Source organism: Crystallibacter permensis (genome assembly GCF_025960875.1).
GTDB lineage: Bacteria > Actinomycetota > Actinomycetes > Actinomycetales > Micrococcaceae > Crystallibacter > Crystallibacter permensis.
In genome coordinates this window covers 45,031-63,083 of sequence record NZ_JAODLR010000026.1, presented here as the reverse complement: position 1 = coordinate 63,083, position 18,053 = coordinate 45,031, and the positions used below count along the sequence as shown (strand labels likewise).

Sequence of the window (18,053 nt, the reverse complement as noted above, 5' to 3'; positions counted from 1 at the left end):
CGCACCTTCCCCGAACAGGAAGTCCGCGACACCTGGGTCTGGTTCCAGTCCGGCATCAACACCGACGGCGCGCACAACTGGGCCACCACCCGCAAGCTGCAGCGTGGGGACATCCTCTCGCTGAACTGCTTCCCGATGACCTCCGGCTACTACACCGCCCTGGAGCGCACCCTGTTCCTCGGAGAGCCGGACGAGCGCTCGCTGCAGGTATGGAACGCCAACGTCGAGGTGCACAAGCGCGGCCTGGAGCTCATCAAGCCCGGAGCGGTCTGCAAGGACATCGCCGCCGAGCTCAACGAGATCTTCATCGGCCACGGCCTGCTGCCCAACCGCACCTTCGGCTACGGCCACTCCTTCGGAGTGCTCTCGCACTACTACGGCCGCGAGGCCGGCCTGGAGCTGCGCGAGGACATCGACACGGTCCTGGAGCCCGGCATGGTCGTCTCCATGGAACCGATGGTCACCATCCTTGATGGCGAGCCGGGTGCTGGCGGCTACCGCGAGCACGACATCCTGGTCATCGGCGACGACGGCGGCGTCGAGAACATCACCAAGTTCGGCTTCGGCCCCGAAAACAACATCATCGACGCCTAACCTGCCTCGGGCGGTGCCGGTCCGGGACCGGCACCGCCTCGTCGCACCCAGTTGCTCGTCCCGCTGGACGTGGCTGCCCGCGTGTATTCCACGCGGGCAGCCACGTTTACGGGGTGGGGCATCCTGTCAGCTTGCAAAGAATCGGAGAGACGATGCGCAACAGTGTTTATATGGAGGAGTTGGACTCCTTCACCTACCGCGAAAAGATTTCGGACGGCAAGGCGGCCGTCCTCGTCCCTGTGGGCTCCATCGAACAGCATGGACCGCACATGCCGCTCAACGTGGACGTCCTGCTCTCCCGCGCCATGGCAGGCAACGTAGCCGAAGCCGTGGGCGGACTGGTCGCTGCCCCCATCACCTATGGCTACAAGTCCCAGCAGCGTTCAGGCGGCGGAAACCACATCCCCGGTACCACCAGCCTGGATGCGTCCACCGTCATTTCCATTGCCCGGACGCTGACCCTCGAATTTGCCCGGCACGGCGTGCGGAAAATCGCTTTCATCAACGGCCATTTCGAGAACTACCAGTTCCTGTATGAAGGTGTTGACCTGGCCGTCACGGAACTGCAGCGGGCCGGGATCAACGATGTGAAGGTCATGTTGCTTTCCTACTGGGACTTTGTTGACGAAGCGACGATTGCGGAACTGTACCCCGACGGGTTCACCGGGTGGGACCTGGAACACGGCGGAGTCCTCGAAACATCGCTGATGCTCCACCTGTACCCGGAGAAGGTGGAGATGGACAAGGTCGAAGATTTGCCGCCGGCGGTGCTGCCGAACTACGATGTCCTGCCTGTGCGTCCGGAACTGACGCCGGCGTCAGGATGCCTGTCATCCGCCGCCCAAGCCACTGCCGGGAAGGGCGAAATCCTGCTCAAGCGGGCGACCGTCGCCATGTCGGCCGCCCTTGATACTGAATTCCTGGATGGGATCGACAATGACGTTGACCAAAAATGAGACGAGGCCGGCAGTGCCGGCGGTAAAGCACGTTGACCTGAATCCCTCAGAGCCTCAGGAAGAGAAGAAGCGGCGCGTCGACGACCTTGTCATCAAGGTCGCCGCCATCGTCCTGGTGGTTTCGATTCTCACGTTCGCCGTGGCCGTTCCGGATGGAACTGCCACCGCCATCGGTGCAGCACGGACCTTTGTCACCGAATACTTCACGTGGTTCTTCGTCGCCTTCTCCGCGCTGGCGCTGGGCGTCTGCGGCTGGCTGGCATTCGGCAGGTTCCGCCACATCCGCCTTGGCGGACCGGATGCCAAGCCCCAGTATGGCAAGTTCGCCTGGTACTCCATGCTCTTCGCTTGCGGCCAAGGCATTGGACTGATCTTCTGGTCCGTTGCCGAGCCCATCATGCTCAAAGACGAGAATCCGCTGTTCCCGGCCGGTTCTGCCAGCCCATTGGACGGGGCGATGGCATGGTCCTACTTCCACTGGGGCCTGACGGCCTGGGCGATGTACGGCATTGTGGCGATCTGCCTGGCCTACTCGCACCACAACCTGGGCAAGAAGCTCACGTTCCGCGACGCCGTCGTCGATATCTTCCCGCGCAAGTCCCGCCGCGGCGCCGGCATGGTCATCGAGTTGCTCGCGATCCTCGCCACCGTGCTCGGCCTCTCTACCTCGTTTGGGTTCGCCACGCTGCAGTTCACCTCCGGCATCAGCGCCATCACCGGCATCCATGCCAGTGCCCCGCTGTGGATTGCGATCATCGTAGCCCTGGGTGCCCTCACGGCAGGGTCGGTTTTCTTCGGCATCAGCAAGGGCATGAAGCGGATCAGCGAGATCAACTCGGTGCTGAGCATCGTGCTCCTGGTCGCCGTGTTCGCGTTCGGTCCGATCATCTACCTGGCGTCCACCTTGTCGCAGACCTTCGGCGCATTTTTCCAGAACTTCCTGGCGATGAGCCTCTGGACGGATTCAGGCATCGCGGCCGAAGGCATCGGCTCCTGGCAGGACAGTTGGAACGGTTGGTGGACGGTCTTCATCTGGTGCTGGGTCATCGCGTTCTCCCCGTTTGTGGGAGCTTTCATCGCCCGCATCTCGCGGGGCCGGACCATCGGGGAATTCGTCCTTGGCGTCACCGTTGTTCCGTCCCTGATCGTGATGATCTGGATCGGCGTCATCGGCGGAGCCGCACTGTACTACGACAACGCGAACCAGGGGACCATCGCGGACGCGGTTGCCCAGGACACCTCGCAGGGGCTGTTCGTGATGCTCGAGTACATCCCCGCTGTCGGCACCATCCTGCTGGTCGTGGCGACCATCCTCGTGGCAACGTACTACATCACCTCCCTGGATTCAGGCGTGCATGCCCTGGCAGAGTTCGTCTCCTCGGGTCGGACGCCGAGCAAGCTCTTCCGGGTGGTACTGGTGGCGAGCATCGTGGCCATTACCGTGGCGCTGCTGACCTTGGGCGGCACCTCCGTGATCGATACCGTTCAAACCGGCACGATCATCGGCGCGTTCCCCTTCGCCTTTGTCATCATCATCATGGTGGTCAATTTCGTGAAGCGGTTACGAAGGGGTGAAAGCGCGCAGGTTCAGGCAGCCGCAGCGAAGCAGCCAATTGAGGCGCAACCAATTGAAGAGCAGCCGGTTAAATAGCGGAATAGCCGACTGAACTGTCGGCCGCCTGACCGGCCGACACTGACACACCTTGAGGGGCTGCCGCATCACGCGGCAGCCCCTCTTGCTGCCGGGGCCGGAGTCAGGGCAGCTGAAGAAGCGCGGCCACCGGCGCACCGAGCGGAACCTGGATCGCGGCTGGCGATATCGGGGAATAGCGGCTTGGGCACATAGGCTGGCGGTATGGACTCCCCTATCCAGCGCTACCTGGCGCACATCCACGCCGAGATCGCGCGCATTAAGGACGGCGAACCCGCCAGCTACATTCCGGCGCTGGCGGACGTGGACCCGGACAACTACGGCATCTGCCTGGCCACGGTGGACGGCTACGTCTATGAAATCGGCGATACGCGCGAAGAGTTCACCATCCAGTCCATCTCCAAACCGTTCACCTACGGGCTGGCGCTGTTGGACCGCGGCATGGCGGCAGTGGACGAGAAAATCGACGTCGAACCCTCCGGCGACGCCTACAACGAGATTTCCCTGGCCGAGGGCAGCGGCCGGCCCTCGAACGCGATGATCAACGCCGGGGCGCTGGCCGCGACGTCGTTAGTCAAAAGCGCCGGACCGTACTCGCGTTCCCGCCGGATCCTGAACATGTTCTCCGACTTCGCCGGGCGGGACCTTGCCGTCAGCGAGCGCGTGTACAAATCGGAGCTGGCCCACGGGCACCGGAACAAGGCGCTGGCCTACCTGCTGCGCTCGTTCAACATCATCGAAACCGACCCGGACCCGGTTGTGGAGGACTACTTCCGGCAGTGCTCGGTGCTGGTCAACTGCCGCGATTTGTCCATCATGGCGGCCACGCTGGCCAACAGCGGCACCAACCCCCTGACCGGCGAGGACCTGCTCGGGATCGGCGAGGTGGAGCGCGTGCTGTCGGTCATGACCACCTGCGGGATGTACGACGACGCCGGGGCGTGGATGAGCTCGGTGGGCATGCCGGCCAAGTCCGGCGTGGCCGGCGGGATCCTGGCCGTGCTGCCGGGCCAGGTGGGACTGGCGGTGTACTCGCCGCCGCTGGACGCGCACGGCACCAGCGTGCGCGGAATCGAAACCTGCCAGCGACTCTCGGACGACATGGAACTGCACTTTGTCCGGGCCGGCCGCACCGGCAAGTCCGCCATCCGCGCCGGCTACGACATCACGGACTCCCCCTCCGGCATCCGCCGCACCGACGAGGCCGCGGACGTACTGCGCGAGCACGGCCACCGCGCCATGGTCATCGAGCTGAACGGGGACCTGCTCTTTGCCGGCTCCGAATCCGTGGTGCGCGAACTCAGCGCCTTGAGCGACGACGTCGAACACGTCATTCTGGACCTGCGCCGCGTGGACGAGGTGGCCGCGGTGGCACTGCGCATGCTCGCCGACGTCCGCGAGCAGCTCACCGAGGCCGGGCGCCAGCTGGTGCTGATCGACGGCGAAGGCACGCTGGCGGCGTCCTTCATGGAGGTCGACGGCGAGGTCCCGACCTTCACCACCCGCAGCGCCGCGGTGGAGTGGTCCGAGAACCAGCTCATCGCCAGGTACGGCGGCGACCTCGAGCTGCCGGATGCGGTGCGGCCGTCGGACAGCCCCGCGCTCAGCTCCCTCAGCGATGAGGACGCCGCGGCGCTCGAGCAGCGGATGGCGCCCAAAGTGTACGACGACGGCGACGTGATCCGCCGCGTGGGGCAGCGGTTCGGCGGCGTGTTCTTCATTGTCTCGGGCAAGATCACCACGTCCGTGCCGGGGCCGAACGGAACGCGGGTCAAACTCAGTACCCTCTCCGCCGGCATGACCTTCGGCGAACTGGCCCTGGGCAGCGAGAACCGGCAGGAAACCACGGTCAAGGCCGTGGGCCCGGTGGAGCTGATGGTGCTCAGCGCCGACGAAATCCTCGCGCTCGAAGAGGACACCCCGCGGCTGGCGCTGGAGTTATGGAAGGCGCTGACCCGCGATGCCTACATCAGGGTAGACCAGTACCTGCGCGAGACCGCCGTCCGCATCCGGGACTGACTGCTCCTAGCGGGCCCGCAGCCCGGCAAGGACCGCGTCCACGCCGAAAAGGAAGGCCTCGTCGTCGTTATCCTGGCGGACGTTTTCCGGCAACAATCCGGCCGCGGAAAGATCAGCGTGGGTCTGCTCCTCCGCTACGGCGCCGAGAATGAAATGGGTCAGCGTGCGGGCGCCCCAGCGCGTCTGCTGGTCGGTCAGGCCGGCATCTTGCAGAAGCGTGCGCAGGGTGGCGATCGCCGGAAGCGCCTCCGGATTCAGCGCATGCGCCAGCGACACCACGTCGGCACCGTCCCGTACGGCCAGCAGCGCGGTGCGGATGTCCGCGGCCAACCGGCGGACCGGGTCGCCGTCCGTGGCTGCGGAGTCAACGGTATCCGCGTCCACCTGGGCCAAAATCTGTTCGGCCAGCACGCCCAGCAGGTCCTGCTTGTTCTTCACGTGCCAATACAGGGCGCCGGGCTGGACCCCCAGATCGCGGGCAAGCCGCCGCATGGACAGGTCGCCGAGGCCATAATGGCGCAGGATGTCCATGGCTGCATCCACAATCTGCCGGCGGGTGAGGCTCATCCATTGCTCCTGATCCGTGCGCCGAGGTCAAAACATCGTCCTGTTCCATCATGCCGTAACGGCCGCTAACCGGCGCGGCCGCTCCCCCGTTACTGTCCTTGCGCCACGCTTCGCGTCCAACGCCGCAGGTCAGTCCCATCTTCGTGATACCCCTCACAAAATCCACGGGAATGCGTTATGCTTTCGTGGTCGGACCATAGTGGTCCGACCAACCGCCCGGTCTCGTGCCCCACAATGCGAAGGAAAACCTGTGGAGACATTTACCCCTACCACTGATCCGCTAGCCGGCAGCGTCGCGCTTTCGGCCATAGTCTCGCTGCTACCGCTGCTGACCTTCTTCGTGCTGCTCGCCGTCGTCAAGACGAAGTCGCACGTGGCCGGGCTGGTGTCCCTGCTCGTGGCGCTGCTGGTCGCCATACTGGTCTTCCAGATGCCCGCGGGCCTGGCCTTAATGTCCGGTGGGCTCGGAGCGGTCTTCGGCGCGTTCCCCGTCGTCTGGATCGTGGTCATGGCCGTGTGGCTGTACCAAGTTACGGTCATCAGCGGCCGCTTCGAAGACCTGCGGCGGGTATTCGATGTGATCGGCCGCGGCGACGTGCGGCTGCAGTCCATCCTCATCGCCTTCTGCTTCGGTGGTCTGCTCGAGGCGCTCGCCGGGTTCGGGGCACCCGTGGCGATCACCGCCACGATGCTGCTCGCGCTGGGCATGGCTCCGCTGCGCGCCGCTGCCGCCGTGCTGGTCGCCAATACCGCTCCCGTCGCCTTCGGAGCGGTGGCGATCCCGATCACCACCGCCGCCGGACTGACCGGGCTGGATGCCGACCACATCGGCGCGGTAGTCGGCCGGCAGGCCCCGCTGCTGGCGTTCGTCGTTCCCCTGATCCTGTTGCTGATCCTGGACGGGAAGCGGGGGCTCAAGGACTGCTGGCCTGCGGCCCTGGTCATCGGTTTCTCGTTCGGCCTCGCCCAGTTCCTTTGCTCGAACTACTTCTCCTACGAACTCACCGACGTGGTGGCCGCGCTGGTCGCCATGGGTGCGGCGGTGGCGTTCCTCCGTGTCTGGGAACCGCGCGGCAGGACGGCTGCCCGTGAACGCATCTGCGCGGAGGTTCCGGTCGGCGCGAGTCGTGTCCCCGTCGCTGGCAGCGGTGTACCGGTCGCTGGCCACGCCGTGCAGGGTAGCGGTTCCGACGTGCACGGTGGCGGTTCCGACGTACAGGGTGGCGGTTCCGGCGTGCCAGGGACGGACTCTGCCGCCGAACGGCTGACCCCGGTCCGCACCTGGCTCGCGCTCTTTCCGTACTTCCTCGTCATCGTGGTCTTCGGTGTAGCCAAACTCTGGACCTTCGGCGTGGACATCCCGGCGTGGTTGGCCTCCACCGACATCGCGATGCCATGGCCGCTGCTGTACGGGAACATAGTCGACGCCGCCGGCGACCCGGTGTCATCAACCATCTACAAGTTCACCTGGCTGTCCAACCCGGGCACGCTGCTGCTCATTGCCGGACTGCTCGTCGCCGTCGTCTATTCACGCTTCGACGGGGCCGGCCGCTACCCGCTCCGGGTGGGCACGGCGCTGGCCGAAATCCCGCGCACGATCCACCGCATGCGCTGGGCCGCTTTGACCATCCTCACCGTGCTCGCGCTGGCCTACGTGATGAACTTGTCCGGGCAGACCGTGTCCATCGGCACCTGGCTGGCGGGCACCGGGGCGTTCTTCGCTTTCCTCTCTCCGATTCTGGGCTGGATCGGCACCGCTGTGACCGGTTCCGACACCTCGGCCAACGCCCTGTTCGCCAAGCTGCAGCAGACCGCCGGGCTGAAAGCGGGGATAGATCCCAACCTGCTCGTGGCCGCCAATACTTCCGGCGGTGTGGTCGGCAAGCTGATCAGCCCCCAGAACCTGGCCATCGCCGCCACCGCTGTCCGGCTCGACGGGCAGGAGTCCCTCATTCTGCGCAAGGTCGTCGGCTGGAGCGTGGGCATGTTGCTGGTCCTCTGCATCGTCGTCTACCTGCAGTCGACACCGGTCCTGGGCTGGATGCTGCCTTAGGACGCTGCCTCCACCGGCGGCCGGGCACGCCCTGCCAAGGCGTGCCCGGCCGCCTGCGCATGCGAAGATGAAGCAGTGACCAGCAAGATAGCTAAAACCGCACCGCGCGCCTACGAGGCGGTGCTCCAAAGTATTGAGGCGGAACTGCGCTCCGGGGCACTCAAACTCGGCGATCAGCTGCCCGGCGAACGGACACTGGCCGAAAAACACGGGCTCTCCCGGGCATCCGTACGCGACGCCATCCGTATCCTGGACGTGCTCGGAGTGGTACGCACTTCCACCGGCTCCGGCCCCAACGCAGGCGCGATCATCGTGTCCCAGCCCGCCTCCGGACTGGCCGCCGCACTGCGACTGCATGTGGCAACCCGCCAGTTGACTGTCAGCGAGATCGTGCAGACGCGTATCCTGCTCGAGACCGGAGCCGCCGAGGCCGCCACCATCGATCCGGAGAACGAGGCAACCCGGGCCAAGCTTGACGAGGCCGCGGGACTGCTGGAATTGATGGACGACCCGAAGGTAGCCCGCGCGGACTTCCATTCGCTCGATGCCCGCTTCCATGTCCTGCTTTCCTCGCTCGCCGGCAATGCGGTCATCGAGGCGATGATGGAATCACTGCGCCTGTCCATCAGCGACTACGTTGCGGAGTCGATCCGCAGCGACGAGGCGTGGGAACCGGTCGCCGATGTACTCCGCGGCCAACATCACGGCATCCTGGCTGCGGTGTCGGCAGGCGAGGGCAAGCACGCTTCCCAGCTGCTCCGCGAGCACATCGAATGGTTCTACGCCGAAACCCAGCGCTAAAGCACCATCCGTCGATTCAGGGACCCACAGGTCCCTGTGAGTGGTGCCGCACGTCTGTGGGCAGCAAGTCATGAACGGCGCCCGCCAAGCGGACGTCACAATCTTGAACACTGTTCAATCTTTGTTGACAGAACCTGCGCGCCTCAACACACTTGAACGGTGTTCAATTACTTTCAAGACCTGGCCGACCGGCAACTGGCCGGCGGCACCCTGACCCGCGAGGAAGCCCTCGCCGTCCTGCACTCCACCGACGATCAGCTTCTCGACGTGGTGGCGGCCGCGGGCCGGCTGCGCCGCGCGCACTTCGCCAACACCGTCAAGGTCAACTACCTGGTGAACCTCAAATCAGGCCTCTGCCCCGAGGACTGCACCTACTGCTCCCAGCGCCTCGGTTCCGCCGCGCAAATCCTCAAGTACACCTGGCTCAAGCCCGAGGAAGCCGTGCAGCAAGCCGCCACCGGAATCCGCGCCGGCGCCTCCCGCGTCTGCCTGGTGGCCAGTGGCAAGGGCCCCACCGACCGGGATGTCGACCGGGTGGCTTCCATGGTGGAGGGGCTCAAGGACGAGCACCCGCAGGTGGAGGTCTGCGCCTGCCTCGGCATCCTCAAGGACGGCCAGGCCTCCAAGCTCAAGGACGCCGGCGTCGACGCCTACAACCACAACCTGAACACCAGCGAATCGAACTACGCGGACATCTGCACCACCCACGAATACTCCGACCGCGTGCGCACCGTTGAGCACGCCAAGGACGCCGGGCTCTCCCCCTGCTCGGGCCTGATCGTGGGCATGGGCGAAACCGACGACGAGCTGATCGACGCGGTCTTCGCGCTGCGCGAGCTGGACAGCGATTCGATCCCGGTCAACTTCCTGATGCCGTTCGAGGGCACACCGCTGGAAGGCACTTGGCTGCTGACGCCCGCGCACTGCTTGCGCATCCTAACGATGATCCGCTTCGCTTGCCCGGCCACCGAGCTCCGCATGGCAGGTGGCCGCGAAATGCACCTGCGTTCGCTGCAGCCGCTGGCCCTGCAGGTGGCCAACTCGCTGTTCCTCGGCGACTACCTCACCAGCGAAGGCCAGGAGGCCAAGGCCGATCTGGACATGATCGCCGACAACGGCTTCGTGGTCCTGGGCGCCGGCCCGGATTCTTCCACAGGGTCCACCGAATGCACCGGGTCCGCTGTTTCCGGTGCTGTGTCCCCTGGGTCCGCTGCGTCAGGCACTCCGCAGGCAAACAACGACGGCGGGGCCCCGGCTTCCGCAGGCCAGGTCACCATCCGGCGCCGCGGCGCCGGTACGGAACTCGCCCCCAATGTCTGAGACTGCCCAGGCCACCGCAACCGCCACGCCGGGCAGCCCGCTCGAGTTTCCGGTCGGAACAGCCGCCGCTGCACGAACTCTGGACAAGACAGCCTCCGCTGCGCCGTCGCTCATCGCCCGCGACCGCGGCCTGCTCTGGCATCCCTACGCCCCGCTGGACGGGGCGGATCCCTACGCCGTCACCGGAGCGTCCGGAGTCCGGCTCCAGCTTCAGGCCGCGGACGGCGAGCGCTTCGAGGCTGTGGACGCGATGAGTTCCTGGTGGTCAGCCATCCATGGGTACCGGCACCCGGTCCTGGACGAGGCCGTCCGCCGGCAGACGGAGCAATTCAGCCATGTGATGTTCGGCGGCCTCACCCACGAGCCTGCCGTCCGGCTCGCCGAGCAACTGGTGGAGCTGGCGCCGGATCCGCTGGAGCATGTGTTTTTCGCGGACTCCGGCTCGGTCTCGGTGGAGGTGGCCCTGAAATTGGCGGTGCAGTACCAGGCAGCCGTGGGCCGGCCCGGCCGCCAGCAGTTCCTGGCCCTGCGCGGGGGCTACCACGGCGACACGTTCGCGGCGATGAGTGTGTGCGATCCGGTAGACGGGATGCACGCAGCGTTCCCCGGCCTCGTCGCTCAGCAGCACTTCCTGCCGCGGCCGCCTGCGGCGAAGCTGAACAACGACGGCGAACTGGTCGCCGATGCGTCCGAGGTATCCGGCTGGATCGCCGAGCTGGAAGAGACGGCAGCGCGGCATGCCGGCGAGCTGGCCGGTATCATCGTGGAGCCGGTGCTGCAAGGCGCGGGCGGAATGTACAGCTACGCCCCGGAGTGCCTGCGCGCCCTGCGCCGGGTGGCGGACGAGCACGGACTGCTGCTGATTTTCGACGAGATCGCCACCGGCTTCGGCCGCACGGGCCGGCTGTTCGCCTCCGAATGGGCCGACCTCGCGCCGGATGTGATGTGCGTGGGCAAGGCACTGACCGGCGGCTACCTGACGCTCGCCGCGCTGCTCTGCTCCGGCGAGGTGGCTGCCGCCATCACGGCCTCGGAGTTCCGTGCCCTGCTGCACGGGCCAACCTTCATGGCCAACCCGCTGGCCTGTGCGGTGGCCACCGCGTCCCTGGACCTGCTGGAATCCGCGGACTGGCAGAAGCAGGTGCAGCACGTCCAGCAGAGCTTGTCCGCCGCACTGGCACCGACTGCCGGCCTGGAATCGGTCCGCGATGTCCGCGTGCTGGGCGCCGTCGGGGTGGTGCAACTGGACCGTCCGGTGGACATTCCCACCATCACCCGCGCCGCGCTGGAGCACGGTGTGTGGGTGCGGCCGTTCCGCGACCTGATCTACACCATGCCGCCCTATATCTCCTCGGCGGAGGATATCGCCGCCATCTGCGCCGGGATCACCGCCGCCGTCGCCCGGGTGCACGGCTGATGGGCGCCATGCAGCAGTGGCTCAGGGAGCAGTCCACCGTGCGTGCCCGGCGCGGAACTGTGCGGAACACAACGGCACGGAACACCACCGTCCGGAACGCGGCCGCCGGTGACTCGGCCGCGCGGGACACGCTGCTGGATCTGGCCTCCAACGATTATCTGGGCCTGTCCATCGATCCCCGGCTACAGGCCGCCGCCATCGACGCCATCGGGCGCTTCGGCACGGGCGCCCGCGCTTCCCGGGTGGTCACCGGGACGCAGCCGGTGCACGCGGAACTCGAAGCAGAACTCTGCCGGCTGACCGGCCAACCCGCCGCCCTGGCGTTCTCCAGCGGCTACGCGGCAAACCTCGGCATCCTCACGGCGCTCGGCGGTCCAGGAACGCTGATCGTCCGGGATGAACACTGCCACGCCTCACTGATCGACGGCGCCCGGCTCTCCCGCTCCCCCGTGGAGGTGTTTACCCATGGCGATCTCGCGGCGCTGGACCGGTTGCTGGCCAGCCGAAGCCAGCCGCGCGCCGTCGTCGTTGTTGAATCGATTTACTCGGTGCTCGGCGATGCGGCGGACCTGAGAGAAACTGCGCGGATCTGCGCCAAACACGACACCCTGCTGGTGGTGGACGAGGCGCACGGAATCGGCGTTGCCGGCGGCGGCCGCGGCGCCGTCCACGCGGCCGGGCTGGCCGGCGCGGAGCACGTGGTGCTCACGGCGACGTTGTCCAAGGCGCTCGGCGCACAGGGCGGCGCGGCTCTCGGTCCGGCCGCACTGCGCGCGCATCTGGTCAATACTGCCCGCAGTTTCATTTTCGATACCGGGCTGGCCCCGGCCGCAGCCGCCGCTGCGGCCGAGGCCTGCCGGATCATCGCCGCCGACCCATCGCTGGCACAGGCCGTGCTCGGCAATGCGGCCATCATTGCCCATGTGTGCGGAATCGAGCAGGCCGCCGGCGCCGTGCAGTCGGTTCCCGTGGGCCGGGCGGAAGACGCCGCGCAACTCGCCGTCCGGCTCGAAGAAGCCGGGGTCCTGGTCGGATGCTTCCGGCCGCCGAGTGTGCCGGACGGCATCTCGCGGCTGCGGCTGACTGCCCGCGCGGACCTGGCACCGGAACAGGTATGGCATGCCGCCGGGCTGGTGGCCGGCATGGTGGCCGCATTGGAGGCAGGGACTCCTGTACCGGTGGGCGGAATAGACGCTGCCATGCACCTCGGAAGGGTAGGAGCGCGATGAGCTTCCACGTGGTTTCGGATCCGGCAGAAGTGCGTGAGGTGATGCGCCGGACCGAGGATTTCCTGCCCACCAACGCGCTGACCTCCGTAGTACCCCTGGCCCCGGCCGCCCTGCGTATCCTCAGCCGCGCCCGCTTCGCCCTGCCGCCGGTGCTCGCGTCGGCTACCGGGACCAAGCACCGCGATGTGCGAAAGCTGGTGGCCAGTTTTTTCACCCCCGCAAAAGTCGCCGCCATCGGGCCGCAGGTGCGGGAGCTAACCCGGCTACGCACCGCTGCGACCACCGAACTGCTGCACCACGGGCCGGTGGATCTGGCCGATGCGGTGGCCAAGCACATTCCGCCGGTCATCATGGCGGAGCTGACCGGCGTCCGCTGCCCGGACCTGGACATCCTCAAACGCTGGAGCAGGGACTCGCTGGAGCTGTTCTGGGGCTGGCCGACCGAGGACCGCCAGCCGGTCCTGGCGGAGAGTGCCGCGGAGTTCTACGGCTGGCTGCGCGGCGAAGTGGCCGCCAGCCGCGGCACCGCGTCGCTCTTCGGCGTGCTCGATGCCGCCGGGCTCACGCCGTCGGAAATCTGCTCGCTGGGCTATTTCCTGGTCATCGCGGGGCAGGAAACCACGGCGCAGTTGATCGGCACGTCGTTCTACCGCGCCCTGCAGGAACCGGGACGTTGGCAGCACCTCGGGGCGGGCTCCGGGGCCGTATCCTTCGTGCGGCAGGTGCTGGCCACCGAATCCTCCGTGCATACCTGGCGGCGCGCCGTTGCCCGCGACACCCGATTGGGCGGCACGGAACTCCCCGCCGGCGCGGAAATCCTGCTCGAGCTCAGCGGCAACCATCCCCCGGATACCGGCGGAACAGCCTATTCGCTGGCGTTCGGCCATGGTCTGCACCGCTGTCTGGGCGCCAAACTGGCCGAGCTGGAAACTGTGCTGGTGCTTGAGGAAACGGCCCGGGCCCTGCCGTCGGTACGGCTCACAGGGCCGGAACCGGGATGGCTGCGCCTGATGTCCTTCCAAACGCCACTCACCGTCACGGTGGAACAGGAGGAAAAGTGACCAAAGCATCCGACCTGACGGGCTCGTCCGGCCTATCTGGCCTGCCGCAGGTCATTTTCGTCACCGGCACCGACACCGGCGTCGGCAAGACGATAACGACGGCGGCGCTTGCCACTGCTTTATCGGGCACCGTTTCGGTATACAAGCCGGCACAGACCGGGGTGGGTGATGGCGAGCCGGCCGACATGGACGAAGTGCGCCGGCTCTCCGGTGTAGCCAAGGTATCCGAGGGCATCCGGCTGCTCGAGCCGATGGCCCCGGTGGCAGCTGCCGCGCGGCAAGGGGCGGCGCTGCCTTCGCTCCCGGAGCACGTCCGGCACATTGAGCAGTTGGCTGCGGGATCGGACCATGTCCTGGTGGAAGGCGCCGGCGGGCTCCTCGTGGAGCTCGACGGCGGGGGCAGCACCCTCGCAGACCTCGCGGCCGTGGTGGGGAACTCCGATGGCGGAGGTGCCGGCCACCCCAGCTCCGGCGGCTGCAGTTCCGGCGTCGTCGTTGTCTGCCGCAGCGGACTGGGCACACTGAACCACACCCTGCTCACGCTGGAGGCCCTGGAAACCCGCAATCTCACAGCCGCCGGCTTGGTCATCGGCTCGTGGCCGGCGGAACCAAACCTGGTGGAAGAGGACAACCTGCGGTTCTTGCAGAATCTGGACGTGCCGTTCCTCGGCGCCATCCCGCAGGACGCTGCCGCCCTCCACCCGGCCGGGTTCCAGGCAGGCGCCCGGGAGTGGCTCCGGCTGCGCTAGCGCCAGCAGCCGGCGTTGGCGCTAGCTGGTGGCGTTGGCGCAGGCGTCCTGCAGTGCGTTCACAGACTCGGCCGGCACCTGGTCTCCGGCCTGCGCAATGTCACCCATCGGCGTCGTAATTTCGGCTGGCACGCCGGCCTGTTCAGCCGCATCGACGAGGCCGGAAAGAAGTTGCTTCTCCCCCGCGCTGATCGTGCCGTCCGCCACAGGTTTGCAAACCTGCTGGAGCACTTCGTCGACAGCAGCCGATGTGATTCCCGACACAGCATCAGAGGCGGCCTGGCTGGCCGCATCCTTGGCACCTGAGACGGCTTCATTGGCCGCATCGGTGGCGGCCTGTTCAACTTGGCTGCACCCCGTGATGAGCAGGGAAAACAACACAAACACGAGGGCAAAGCTTCGACGGATCATCCGGCAAGATTACTACGGAACAGCACCACCTCCTGAACGCAATCCAACGGCCGTCCACTAGCACCAAACCACCCCGAAACCTGCCACTGGCGGCGTGTCCGTTTTGCGGAGTTACCAATCCGTTATGTAGGGTGGCAACCACGTCGGCGCTTCCTGGGCCGGCCCCCTCGGAATGGCTTTGCCTAACTCTGCCACCGTTCCGAGTCCGTTCGCTAGACAGATGGCAGAGGCGGGGGACCCACGTTTACCGGGCTCCCTCCAGAGCCCTTGGGGTTAAGCCGCAGTTCACCACGGAGCGATTTTCCGAGGTGGAACGCGGCCGGGTGACTCCCATCCGAACCCGACAGCTTACCTCGCAGGCATTGGGAGAGGCTACAACCTTGTTCAAGAGCAATTCCGCACGCCATCGTGCAACCCCGGTCCACAGCAACCCGTTCAGCGGAGTTTCGAAGGCCGTATCGTCCCACGCAGGTACCGTTGGCCGCAGTGCCGCAGTTGTCACCGCTGCCGGTGGCCTGATGCTCGGCGCCGGCTTGCCTGCCAACGCAGCATCCGACGTATCTTCCAGCGACTTCGCCGCAACGGCCCAGACTGAGACTGTTGCCGCTCCGGCCGCAGCCCCGGCGCCCGCACCGGCCGCCTCGGCGGACGCTGCAACCCACACCGTCAAGGCCGGCGACACCCTCGGCAATATCGCCGCGCAGCACGGCATTGAGCTGAACGATGTCTTCGCCGCCAACGGCCTCGGCTGGGAATCGGTCATCTACCCGGGCGACGTCATCCAGCTCTCCGGCGCCGCACAGGCTCCGGCAGCCCAGGCTGCTCCGGCCGCCCCGGCACCCGCCGAGGCACCGGCCACCCAGGCCGCACCGCAGGAAGAAGCCTTCACTGTTGCTGCAGCAAGCGCCAACATCGAGCTTGCCTCCGCCAGCACGGCCAGCACCTCGGGCATCGTCGGCACCGCCAAGTCCATGGTCGGCACCCCGTACGTCTGGGGCGGCACCTCGACCAGCGGCTGGGACTGCTCCGGCTTCGTGCAGTGGGTCTACGCCCAGCACGGCATCGACCTGCCCCGCGTCACCACCGCACAGGCCGCCGCCCTGACCCCGACCAGCAACCCGAAGCCGGGCGACTTGGTTCTCCAGAACGGTGGAAGCCACATCGGCATCTACCTCGGTGGCGGCCAGATGATCAGCGCCCTGAACCCGGGCGAGGGCACCAAGGTGCACCCCACCAGCTGGATGCCGGTAGACGGCTACTTCACCGCGTAAGGCCCGCGGCCGAACAGCCGGAACAGTTATACAGGCGCGCTCCTATATATAGCGCTCCTATATATAGGTATGCACCGTCGGATTTTCCGGCGGTGCATACCTCGTTAAGTGGGGAATCTTATGTGCCGCGTACCCTCTTTTGGGACCGGTGGGAATACTGCTCCTACTATGCTGGTTAGTCTTGCTGTCGCCGCCTCGCGCAGGCACCGCTTCCCCACAAAAACCATTAGAGGATACCTTCCGTGAGTCAACAGTCCCCGGCCGAACCCGCCGTCGTAAATCCCGGCGCCGCGCCCGTACCCGGACCGGGAAGCGACGGCGCCGACCATACGCGCCGGAACAACCGGGTGATCCGGTTGCTGCTGGCTGCCTCCTTTGTGGTCATCCTCAACGAGACGATCATGAGCGTCGCCCTGACCGAGCTCATGGACGACCTGGGCATCACCGCCCGCGCCGCCCAGTGGCTGACCACGGCGTTCATGCTGACCATGGCGGTAGTCATCCCGATCACGGGCTTCCTGCTGCAGCGCTTCAACACCCGGCCGGTCTTCACCGCAGCCATGTCGCTCTTCTCCGCCGGCACGCTGATCGCCGCGATCGCCCCCGGCTTCGAACTGCTGCTGCTGGGCCGGATTGTCCAGGCCACCGGCACGGCCATCATGATGCCGCTGCTGATGACCACCCTGATGACCCTGGTGGCTCCGGCCGAGCGCGGCAAGACCATGGGCAACGTCTCGATTGTCATCTCCGTGGCGCCGGCCATCGGTCCGACCATCTCCGGCATCATCCTCAACGCCTTGTCCTGGCGGTGGATGTTCTGGCTGGTGCTGCCGATCGCCGTCGCCATGCTGATCATCGGCAACCGGCGGGTGGACAACGTCACCGAACCCAGGCCCGTGCCCCTGGACGTGTTCTCCGTGGTGCTCTCCGCGTTCGGCTTCGGCGGCCTGATCTACGGTCTGAGCCTGGTCGGCCAGGGCTCCGGCGAGGCCGGCGAGGCCGTTTCCGCACTGCCGATGTGGATCTCCTTCAGCGTAGGCCTTGTGGCCCTGTCCGCCTTCATCCTGCGCCAGCTGAGGCTCCAGCGGCAGGACCGCGCGCTGCTGGACCTGCGCACCTTCCGCTCCAGCACCTTCGCGGTCACCGTGGGCCTGATGGTCATCAGCATGGCGGCCCTGTTCGGCACCATCATCCTGCTCCCCATTTACATGCAGCAGGTGCTTGGGCTCGAACCGTTCCAGATCGGCCTGATGCTGCTGCCCGGCGGGCTCCTCATGGGATTGCTGGCGCCGTTTGTCGGCCGGCTCTACGACAGGTTCGGGCCGACCGTCCTGCTGGTGCCGGGAACAACGCTGGTCAGCGCGGTGCTGTGGTTCCTGTCCACGCTGACCGAGAACACCTCGCCCTTCACGCTGCTGGCCGCGCACATTGTCCTGAGCATCGGCCTGGCCCTGCTCTTCACCCCGCTGTTCACCGCGGGACTGGGCGCGGTGAAGCCGGAACTGTACTCGCACGGCAGCGCGATCATCGGCACGGTCCAGCAGGTGGCGGGCGCCGTCGGGACGGCCTTGTTCGTGACCGTCATGTCGATCCAGTCCGCCGCTCTGGCCGCGGACGGATCGGCGGGTAACGTGGCGGTGGCCGGCGGCGTGCGTGCCGCGTTCCTGGCCGGCGCGATCATCTCGGTCTTCGCCGTGGTGGCGGCTTTCTTTGTCCGCAAACCCGCGGACAACCAGGCGGCCGGCCATCAGGCAGCGGAGCACCCGGCAACGGAGCCTCAGGCAACGGACAGCCCCACGCCGGAACCTTCGGAGTCCGCCGGCGCGTTGGCCGACGGCCGCTAAGAGGTCTGCCCCGGAGTCGTCCCTGACCGGGAGCCCATAGAAAGGGCCAAGGACGTACGACGGCGACCCACAACATAGTGCGACGGCGGCACCACGATGATTCCGGCCGG

At 66.7% G+C, this 18,053-nt stretch carries 15 protein-coding genes and 1 riboswitch; of the genes, 13 read left to right on the top strand and 2 right to left on the bottom strand.

The genetic code is table 11. From position 1 onward, the window contains the following. From B0G38_RS20615 to glsA, 4 genes are all read left to right on the top strand, one after another. On the top strand, window positions 1–594 hold a 594-nt coding region (locus B0G38_RS20615; RefSeq protein ID WP_264671179.1), incomplete at its 5' end, for a M24 family metallopeptidase. Window positions 595–746: 152 nt separating this feature from the next. Continuing rightward, window positions 747–1,550 (top strand): creatininase, encoded by an 804-nt coding sequence (locus B0G38_RS20610; protein WP_264671178.1) that lies wholly within the window; start codon window positions 747–749, stop codon window positions 1,548–1,550. Continuing rightward, entirely contained in the window at window positions 1,531–3,201 is a 1,671-nt protein-coding gene (locus B0G38_RS20605) for a BCCT family transporter (RefSeq protein ID WP_264671177.1), read from the top strand. Before B0G38_RS20610 ends, B0G38_RS20605 begins: the two co-directional genes overlap by 20 nt. A gap of 204 nt (window positions 3,202–3,405) precedes the next feature. Continuing rightward, window positions 3,406–5,220, top strand: coding sequence for a glutaminase A (gene glsA, locus B0G38_RS20600; protein ID WP_264671176.1), 1,815 nt, complete (start codon window positions 3,406–3,408; stop codon window positions 5,218–5,220). A gap of 6 nt (window positions 5,221–5,226) precedes the next feature. Here the strand turns inward: glsA and B0G38_RS20595 are convergent, their stop codons facing one another. Then, on the bottom strand, window positions 5,227–5,787 hold the full coding sequence (locus B0G38_RS20595; RefSeq protein WP_264671175.1) for a TetR/AcrR family transcriptional regulator C-terminal domain-containing protein: 561 nt from the start codon (window positions 5,785–5,787) through the stop codon (window positions 5,227–5,229). A 250-nt stretch (window positions 5,788–6,037) separates the two neighbouring features. Between B0G38_RS20595 and B0G38_RS20590 the strand changes: the two genes are divergently transcribed. The 7 genes from B0G38_RS20590 to bioD all read left to right on the top strand — a co-directional run bounded on the left by B0G38_RS20590 (window position 6,038) and on the right by bioD (window position 14,417). Next, on the top strand, window positions 6,038–7,840 hold the full coding sequence (locus B0G38_RS20590) for an L-lactate permease (protein ID WP_264671174.1): 1,803 nt from the start codon (window positions 6,038–6,040) through the stop codon (window positions 7,838–7,840). Between the two features lie 75 nt (window positions 7,841–7,915). Then, window positions 7,916–8,641, top strand: a complete 726-nt coding sequence (locus B0G38_RS20585; protein ID WP_264671173.1) for a FadR/GntR family transcriptional regulator — start codon at window positions 7,916–7,918, stop codon at window positions 8,639–8,641. A gap of 159 nt (window positions 8,642–8,800) precedes the next feature. Next, complete coding sequence (gene bioB / locus B0G38_RS20580) at window positions 8,801–9,961, top strand: biotin synthase BioB (protein WP_264671172.1); 1,161 nt, start codon at window positions 8,801–8,803, stop codon at window positions 9,959–9,961. After that, window positions 9,954–11,378, top strand: a complete 1,425-nt coding sequence (locus B0G38_RS20575) for an adenosylmethionine--8-amino-7-oxononanoate transaminase (RefSeq protein ID WP_264671171.1) — start codon at window positions 9,954–9,956, stop codon at window positions 11,376–11,378. Before bioB ends, B0G38_RS20575 begins: the two co-directional genes overlap by 8 nt. Further along, window positions 11,378–12,607, top strand: coding sequence for an 8-amino-7-oxononanoate synthase (locus B0G38_RS20570; RefSeq protein WP_319801275.1), 1,230 nt, complete (start codon window positions 11,378–11,380; stop codon window positions 12,605–12,607). Before B0G38_RS20575 ends, B0G38_RS20570 begins: the two co-directional genes overlap by 1 nt. After that, window positions 12,604–13,668 carry a cytochrome P450 gene (locus B0G38_RS20565; RefSeq protein ID WP_264671170.1) on the top strand — a complete coding sequence of 355 codons (1,065 nt, stop codon included), beginning with the start codon at window positions 12,604–12,606 and terminating at the stop codon, window positions 13,666–13,668. The genes B0G38_RS20570 and B0G38_RS20565 overlap by 4 nt, the downstream gene beginning before the upstream one ends. Continuing rightward, entirely contained in the window at window positions 13,665–14,417 is a 753-nt protein-coding gene (gene bioD / locus B0G38_RS20560; RefSeq protein WP_264671169.1) for a dethiobiotin synthase, read from the top strand. The genes B0G38_RS20565 and bioD overlap by 4 nt, the downstream gene beginning before the upstream one ends. A 21-nt stretch (window positions 14,418–14,438) precedes the next feature. Here the strand turns inward: bioD and B0G38_RS20555 are convergent, their stop codons facing one another. Next, window positions 14,439–14,804 (bottom strand): hypothetical protein, encoded by a 366-nt coding sequence (locus tag B0G38_RS20555; protein WP_413542098.1) that lies wholly within the window; start codon window positions 14,802–14,804, stop codon window positions 14,439–14,441. Window positions 14,805–15,028: 224 nt separating this feature from the next. Then, window positions 15,029–15,204, top strand: a riboswitch (cyclic di-AMP (ydaO/yuaA leader). Window positions 15,205–15,208: 4 nt separating this feature from the next. Here B0G38_RS20555 and B0G38_RS20550 point away from each other — a divergent pair. Both B0G38_RS20550 and B0G38_RS20545 read left to right on the top strand, forming a co-directional pair. Continuing rightward, window positions 15,209–16,099, top strand: a complete 891-nt coding sequence (locus tag B0G38_RS20550) for a C40 family peptidase (protein WP_264671167.1) — start codon at window positions 15,209–15,211, stop codon at window positions 16,097–16,099. A 233-nt stretch (window positions 16,100–16,332) separates the two neighbouring features. Then, entirely contained in the window at window positions 16,333–17,943 is a 1,611-nt protein-coding gene (locus B0G38_RS20545; RefSeq protein ID WP_413542099.1) for an MDR family MFS transporter, read from the top strand. The last annotated feature ends 110 nt before the right edge of the window (window positions 17,944–18,053 follow it).

Excerpts from the sequence above, each read along its gene's own strand:
- B0G38_RS20610 (WP_264671178.1), top strand. The coding sequence starts at position 747 with ATGCGCAACAGTGTTTATATGGAGGAGTTGGACTCCTTCACCTACCGC.
- B0G38_RS20570 (WP_319801275.1), top strand. The coding sequence starts at position 11,378 with ATGGGCGCCATGCAGCAGTGGCTCAGGGAGCAGTCCACCGTGCGTGCC.
- B0G38_RS20595 (WP_264671175.1), bottom strand. The coding sequence starts at position 5,787 with ATGAGCCTCACCCGCCGGCAGATTGTGGATGCAGCCATGGACATCCTG.
- glsA (WP_264671176.1), top strand. The coding sequence starts at position 3,406 with ATGGACTCCCCTATCCAGCGCTACCTGGCGCACATCCACGCCGAGATC.
- B0G38_RS20565 (WP_264671170.1), top strand. The coding sequence starts at position 12,604 with ATGAGCTTCCACGTGGTTTCGGATCCGGCAGAAGTGCGTGAGGTGATG.
- B0G38_RS20605 (WP_264671177.1), top strand. The coding sequence starts at position 1,531 with ATGACGTTGACCAAAAATGAGACGAGGCCGGCAGTGCCGGCGGTAAAG.
- B0G38_RS20575 (WP_264671171.1), top strand. The coding sequence starts at position 9,954 with ATGTCTGAGACTGCCCAGGCCACCGCAACCGCCACGCCGGGCAGCCCG.